The organism is Metabacillus sp. RB-C-LZQ-3-1, from assembly GCF_058315175.1.
Genome location: NZ_JBZFLI010000044.1, coordinates 1 through 6,234, shown reverse-complemented (window position 1 = coordinate 6,234; position 6,234 = coordinate 1). Strand labels below are relative to the sequence as shown.

Here is a 6,234-nt window from a genome sequence, read left to right as displayed (position 1 = left end):
CAAAAGAATCCCTCCATGAAAGACTTTGTAATTAACGAAAATAATAATAAATGTTCTTGGTGTGGGAAGCCTTCAAAAAAATTCATACTACACCATGTGGACTATGATCATTTATGTATTTATACTCAGCCTATTCAAATACCCTCACCTACAGAAAAGAGACCGAATCGAAAAATAAAGGTTTCTGATTGTGGTACTTGCAAATTAAAAACTCCTGAAGCATTTAAAGAATGCTCAAAGAGAGTTGTTCCAGTTCATCAATACTGCAACAAATTGATTGATGATGAAATGAAAAAGAGGGTGTTTTGATGAAGGTCACAGAGCTAATAGAATTACTAAAAGAATGTGACCCGAACGCTGAAATAAGAGTGCTTTTCCCTCTTCCAAACCGTCCGATCGGTGGCACACTAGAACCCATTTTTGAAATAAAGCCTTGTATTGATCAGGATTCCAATAAGACTCACTACGTTATGGGGTAGCGTCAGGGAAATGCGGATTTACAACGGTAAGCATTTGATACAAGTCTTATGAGACAGTCAGAAGTCATTTAAAACGCTAATTTCATTATGTCTCAATAAACTCTACTCTATTGGAATTGTGAAGTGATACACTTAAACTAACGTACGCAGGTTTGTTGAATAAGGACTTCAAAAAATACCCTTAATTAAGCTAAAAAGTCCTTCTCTTTATTAAGAAGGACTTTTTTATGTGTTATTCCATTGTCTCATTCATTGTAATAGTTTCGCTTGCTTCATGACCAGATTCTCCATGTCCTGGTCCAAACAAATTCAATATTACAACTCCTACAAGAATCAGTGTTATTCCTGCAATGCTAGCCATGTTAAGTTTTTCCTTCCAAACTAAAACTGAAATTACTGTAGTCAAAACAAGTCCTAAACCTGCCCATAATGCATATGCAGTGTTTAAGGGGATTGTTTTTAGCGACAAGGATAAAAAGAAAAAACAACCAACGAAAGCTATTATTACCCCTATTGTAGGATAGAGTTTTGAAAAGCCTTCAGATGCTTTTAATAGGGAAGAGCCAATAATCTCCCCCACTATTGCAAGTGCTAAATATAGATATGACATTATTCGTCCTCCTGAATCATGTTTATTAGTTCATCAAAAACTTGTGTTTTTAGTTCTTCATTTAATGGTGCCATTCCAAATATTTCTGAAAACCAAAGACCATCTATGGATAATCTTGTAATTGTTATTTTGACAGGATCAATTCCATCAGTTATTAACTTTGTATGCAAAATATCGTATCTCTGCCGGAATTCATCTAATAAATCTGGATTAATAAACATAGTAGCCATTAGTGCGGAATTTAGATTATTGTTTTCTAAATCGGAAAATGTAGATTTAAGATAAGCCCTATTCCATTTTCCTATTGCGTTATCATCGTCGTTATTAACTAACGTATTAATGCATTCGAAATAATTATTTGTCCAATCTTCCACCATTCCTTTAATTAATGCTTCCTTGCTAGGAAAATGGTATAATAATCCACCTTTACTCACGCCAGCTCTTTGGGCGACTGCCTCTAATGTGAGTTTGACAACTCCTTCTTCTTTTACAATTTCAGATGCAGCAATCAATATATTTTTTTTCTTATTAGCATGCTTTGAAATAGACATAATAACCTCCATAACTTAGATACATATAATATACCGTCTGGACGGTTTTTTTGTCAATCGAATTAAAGCTCTTATTTAATATCACTCTTTCACATAAAAATAATCCAATAAATTAATCTAAAGATTGTGAAGAAATGTACTTAAAGTAAAGGGAGCTTTAGTTCAACAGTCGATTTCTTAAAATCGGCTTTATTTATGGGTGAAAATTACATTACCGTTGTAAATCCGCATTTTCAGGACTCTACCCCGTTATTGATACTGGCATTGGGGAAGAAGGATGTTATAAAGCTTCACAACAGAAGCCATGATATAATATTTACCTAACCAAAGTTCAAGGGAGGTCTATTTTTCTTAGCAGTCCTCCCTCCTTACAGACAGATTCGGTTGCCTTAATGGCAACCTTTTTTGCCTTCAGGGCAGATAACGAAAAATATATAAAATTAGGTGTTGCAAAACAAAGGGCGAATTGCTATTTAATATAAGAGTGAGAGGGACAAGCTTTATAAAGTGTAAAAAAACCTTATGTATCAAGGGTTTTGAGATTTCTCGTTGTTCCCGATTTTGGGAACAATTGTTACCGATTTTGGGAACAACGAAAAAAGCCCTTAAACAAGGACTTTTTAAAATAATTTGATAGGTAATTTTTTTAGAACTGGATTTCTCATAGCCTTCTTAAACATTGTTTTTAAAGTCTCGTTAACATCATCTTTGGAGCCTGAGAACATGATATTTGGATTTATATATAAAGCATAAGCTCTAGCATTATTATCCTCTAACCCCGACTCAGCACGAGCCATAATGCCCTTATCAACTAAGCTATTTACTAAAGGACTTATTTTATTTCTTCCCCTACCTAAAGCTTTAGCTAAGTCAGACTGATTTAAAGGTACTGGACTCTTTTTAGTTATATCGTCAACAATGCAATTTGATAGAAACCCTACAAACTCTGAAATATCTAACAGAAAGCCTTTTTCAGCTAATGTAAGGTAATTTTGCTCTCTTAGATAACGAAAGTTTTGTTGAATGATCTGAACGAAATGAGTGTTATTTTTTATTTTTTTATCAGGCACAAGCTTCATTCCTCTAGCATTAGCTTTCGCTTGAAGTTCTTGGGCTATCGCCATTTCTTCATCAGATAAAATTTTCTCATTCTCTAAATCCCTTAATCTTGCTTTTCTTTCTGCTTCACTAAAATTAACAACATTTTTTCCCACTACTTTTTCTCTCCCTTATGTAGCAGGAATTAGTCCCGATATGGTAGAATATAAATATAACAAATCGAATAAAGGGACTAATCCCTTGCTTGTTTTAAGAAACCCTCCGAGTCGGCTAAACTTGAGGGTTTTTTCTATTTCTCTAATTTCGACAATATCAATAAAACTCCTTTTTTACTACCCATTTTCAATTTTCCCTCTCAAACTCTCTAGAAGCTTGTTATCTACTCTTTTAGGCTTGTACCCCATCCTATCTATCAAAAGCCCTTCTACAACCCTCATACGAGCCGTATAACGCCTGTATTCACTTTCTCCAAAGGCTAAAGTCTCTGAATCTATTTCAATCAATTTAGAACCCTTCTGAACGCCTCTCATGAGGTGATAACATTTCGTCCTTTCTTCTCTCACCAGTCGAAGCAAGATTAACAGATCGTAAGTATGAAAGAGCGACAGCTCCCCAAAGGGAAGTTCACATTGTTCTAGATAAATAAACTCTCTCATTTTGGGACGCTGCTTCTTCAAAGGAGCACCACAAAATTCGCATTCGCTTGCTAAATTACTGCTCTCTGTTTGGCAATATGAACAAATCAATTCCCCACCTCCTAAAGATAAACGTTGCCATAAAGGCAACGGGAAAATGCCCTAAAGGCATTAAGGTTGGTAAGGGGCTTTTTCACCTTCTGGCATGATTAAGCGTTCCTCCTGAACCTCATAAACTAGCTTGTTTTGTTCTTTGGATTTCTCCACATCAATGTTCATTAATTTCTCTTTATGCTTCTCTACTGCTTCTTTCATTCCGTAAGCTACTTTCTCGGCTTGATCTTCACCGACAATATCAAAATATTTTTCAAAAATCGCACCCACCTGAATCAATCGGCGTGTACGTTCCTTTCTTTCTTTTTGAGCGAGTCGGCTTGCAACTTGTTGTTTCTTCGCCTTAATCTGCTCCATTTTTTCCTCTAATTCTTGTAAACGTTCTGCGTCCGTTTTACGTGCCAATTCTAAAACCCTCCTGCAATGCCATATTTTTCTTTAATTATATCTAATTTAGTGCTAGAATACTAGACAAAAGGCAAGAATCGCCACAATGGAGTGTGGCATTGATTCCCGAAGAACGAAGGGCAAGGGCGCACTTACACATCGTACCGATGTTGTGCGGTTGCTTCGCAACAAAAAGAAAAAAACCTTTGCCGAAATCGGCAAGTTGCTAAAGCAACAAAAGACTAATCGCCTATCGGCGAAGCCAAAACAGAAAAGTAACCACCTTCGGTACTTCCTTTTCCGTTTCGGTTAAAATGGGATTCGCGTAGCGACGAAAGAGAGGTGAGAATCATGGCAATCTATCATTTTTCAGCACAGGTTATTTCAAGAGGGAAGGGGCAATCTGCTGTTGCTTCTGCTTCTTATCGTTCAGGTGAACGTTTAACAGATGAACGCACCGGTGAAGCCAAATACTATGTTCGAGAAGTGCAACCGGATACTATGATTCTTGCCCCTTCCAATTCTCCTGAATGGGTGCGTGATCGGGAGCGTCTTTGGAATGAAGTCGAGCAATCCGAAAAGAGAAAAGACGCACGATTAGCACGAGAAATAAATATTGCTTTACCTAGAGAGTTAAGCAATGACCAACAAAAAGAATTAATTAAAAACTATGTTCAAGAACAGTTCGTAAATAAAGGCATGATTGCTGATATTGCGATACATAGAGACGATAAAGAAAATCCTCATGCTCATGTCATGTTGACCACTAGAGAAATTACAACTGATGGATTCGGTCCGAAAAATCGTGACTGGAACAAGAAAGAAATGCTTGAACAATGGCGTGAAGAATGGGCGAACCATGCGAATAAAGCTTTAGAAAAAGAGGGGATTCAAGAACGGATTTCTCACCTTTCTCATGAAGCACGTGGACTTGAACAGCTTCCGACTGTTCATCTTGGCCATGTTGCTCATGAGATGGAAAAGCGTGGTGTCCAAACGGAAAAAGGAAATATCAACCGTGACCGTCAGGAGTACAACGCTCTTGTCGTGGATCTCCAAAAGTACCGTGAAGAAAAACAAGCGTTGGAACAAGAGAAGGCTCGCCAGCAAGCACAGAAACAAAATGCTGAAAGATTTAATACTTTTGCAGAACGTGTAGACCTTCAAAATGCTTCGAAAGTTTTGAAGGCTGAATCTTCTTTGCCAAACATCAAAAATCGTTACAATCAGCTTGATAAATGGGATGAACGCTTAAATAAAAATGATAGTTATATCCGTTGGAAAGACGAGACTATCCGAGGAGCTTCCGATCATTTCAGATGGATTCATTCTTTCGAGAAACAGATTCAGGAAGCTGAAAAGCGAATTGAAAATATTAATTGGCTTAACCCATTGAAATTAAAGGAAAATCGAATCACGAAAGAAAGAGCCGAACAAGAGATTTCGAGGGCAAAAGGCGAAATCAAATTCCATGATGAAAAGCTGAACTACCACCGTGAAAAGCTTGGTTTCAATAACGAAAAAGAATTTAGCCAGGTTAAAACTCAACATGAAGCAGAGCGTCCAGGACTCCTGGAGAAAAACAGAAACACTCGTCAATATATCCGTTCTGAACGTGATGTGCTTCAGAAGGCTGAAATTGCCCATAAAAACGCTTTTGTTCGTCAGGTGGCTTCTTTGTATCCTGAACGCCCTGAAATGCGTCATATGAGCTTTAAAACGGCTCTCAATATCGTTGATGTCAATTCTAAGTATGGGAAAGGTAAAGCTGTCCCAATCGAGAGCATTGAAAAGACCGTAAATAACCGAAAATCAGAAATTCAAAGGCTTCAAGGAGAAATTTCTCGTGTAGATCAGACGAAAGGACGCTTGCAGCGTGCAGAACGTTATCTAAAAGATTTTGAAAAACACCAAGCCATTGTTGAAAAATATGAGAACAACCCATTCCTTAAAGGGAAAATGCTTGTTTCTAAATCAGCCAAGCGAGAATATGACAGTGCAGTAACTGCCCGTGATAGCTATAAGAATTACATGCAGAAGGAAGGCATCACTGGAAGAGCCGACTTTGAAAAACAGGTAGATTCTTTTGGAAAAATGGAAGCCAAGGTTCCTGAATATCAAGGACAAATCCAATCCCAAGAAAAAGGACTTGGCTTGTTAGACGCAGTTATGAAAGGCATTGAACAAGCAGGGCGAGAAATGACTAGACAACAACAACGCCAACAACAAAAAGTACAAGGTAAAGGTAAATCGAAACAAAAATATCAAAGTTTTGACAGAGAAATGTAGAGGGGGATTAATTCTTGAACATTGATATTATTCCTAAAATGGATTCAGAAACTGCTAGAAAGAAGCACCAAGCCAATGAAAATAGGTGGAAGCTTTTTTCTAGAAAAATG

At 37.2% G+C, this 6,234-nt stretch carries 8 protein-coding genes; 3 read left to right on the top strand and 5 right to left on the bottom strand.

Going from position 1 to position 6,234, the window contains the following annotated elements; all coding sequences use genetic code 11:
- Both AC4GZ8_RS26185 and AC4GZ8_RS26180 read left to right on the top strand, forming a co-directional pair.
- The coding region (locus AC4GZ8_RS26185; RefSeq protein WP_491084814.1) for a hypothetical protein at window positions 1-309 on the top strand (309 nt) is incomplete at its 5' end.
- The gene (locus AC4GZ8_RS26180; RefSeq protein ID WP_491084813.1) at window positions 309-479 is read left to right on the top strand and encodes a hypothetical protein; all 171 of its coding nucleotides are present in this window, start codon (window positions 309-311) and stop codon (window positions 477-479) included. The genes AC4GZ8_RS26185 and AC4GZ8_RS26180, both read left to right, overlap by 1 nt.
- Window positions 480-711: 232 nt before the next feature.
- Here the strand turns inward: AC4GZ8_RS26180 and qacH are convergent, their stop codons facing one another.
- The 5 genes from qacH to AC4GZ8_RS26155 form a co-directional block, all read right to left on the bottom strand.
- The gene (qacH, locus tag AC4GZ8_RS26175; protein WP_000121134.1) at window positions 712-1,089 is read right to left on the bottom strand and encodes a quaternary ammonium compound efflux SMR transporter QacH; all 378 of its coding nucleotides are present in this window, start codon (window positions 1,087-1,089) and stop codon (window positions 712-714) included.
- Window positions 1,089-1,640 carry a TetR/AcrR family transcriptional regulator gene (locus AC4GZ8_RS26170; RefSeq protein WP_000028030.1) on the bottom strand — a complete coding sequence of 184 codons (552 nt, stop codon included), beginning with the start codon at window positions 1,638-1,640 and terminating at the stop codon, window positions 1,089-1,091. The genes qacH and AC4GZ8_RS26170 overlap by 1 nt, the downstream gene beginning before the upstream one ends.
- 620 nt (window positions 1,641-2,260) lie before the next feature.
- Window positions 2,261-2,854 carry a MarR family transcriptional regulator gene (locus AC4GZ8_RS26165; protein WP_162482696.1) on the bottom strand — a complete coding sequence of 198 codons (594 nt, stop codon included), beginning with the start codon at window positions 2,852-2,854 and terminating at the stop codon, window positions 2,261-2,263.
- A gap of 177 nt (window positions 2,855-3,031) precedes the next feature.
- A complete protein-coding gene (locus AC4GZ8_RS26160) occupies window positions 3,032-3,445 on the bottom strand; it encodes a hypothetical protein (protein ID WP_162482695.1) in 414 nt (137 codons plus the stop codon).
- A gap of 60 nt (window positions 3,446-3,505) precedes the next feature.
- On the bottom strand, window positions 3,506-3,853 hold the full coding sequence (locus tag AC4GZ8_RS26155; RefSeq protein ID WP_162482694.1) for a hypothetical protein: 348 nt from the start codon (window positions 3,851-3,853) through the stop codon (window positions 3,506-3,508).
- Between the two features lie 333 nt (window positions 3,854-4,186).
- Here AC4GZ8_RS26155 and mobQ point away from each other — a divergent pair, with 333 nt between their 5' ends.
- Window positions 4,187-6,124 (top strand): MobQ family relaxase, encoded by a 1,938-nt coding sequence (gene mobQ / locus AC4GZ8_RS26150; protein WP_491084812.1) that lies wholly within the window; start codon window positions 4,187-4,189, stop codon window positions 6,122-6,124.
- Window positions 6,125-6,234: the final 110 nt, after the last annotated feature.

Bases quoted from the DNA above. Each gene is read 5' to 3' on its own strand.
- AC4GZ8_RS26180 (WP_491084813.1), top strand. From the start codon at position 309: ATGAAGGTCACAGAGCTAATAGAATTACTAAAAGAATGTGACCCGAAC.
- qacH (WP_000121134.1), bottom strand. From the start codon at position 1,089: ATGTCATATCTATATTTAGCACTTGCAATAGTGGGGGAGATTATTGGC.
- AC4GZ8_RS26170 (WP_000028030.1), bottom strand. From the start codon at position 1,640: ATGTCTATTTCAAAGCATGCTAATAAGAAAAAAAATATATTGATTGCT.
- mobQ (WP_491084812.1), top strand. From the start codon at position 4,187: ATGGCAATCTATCATTTTTCAGCACAGGTTATTTCAAGAGGGAAGGGG.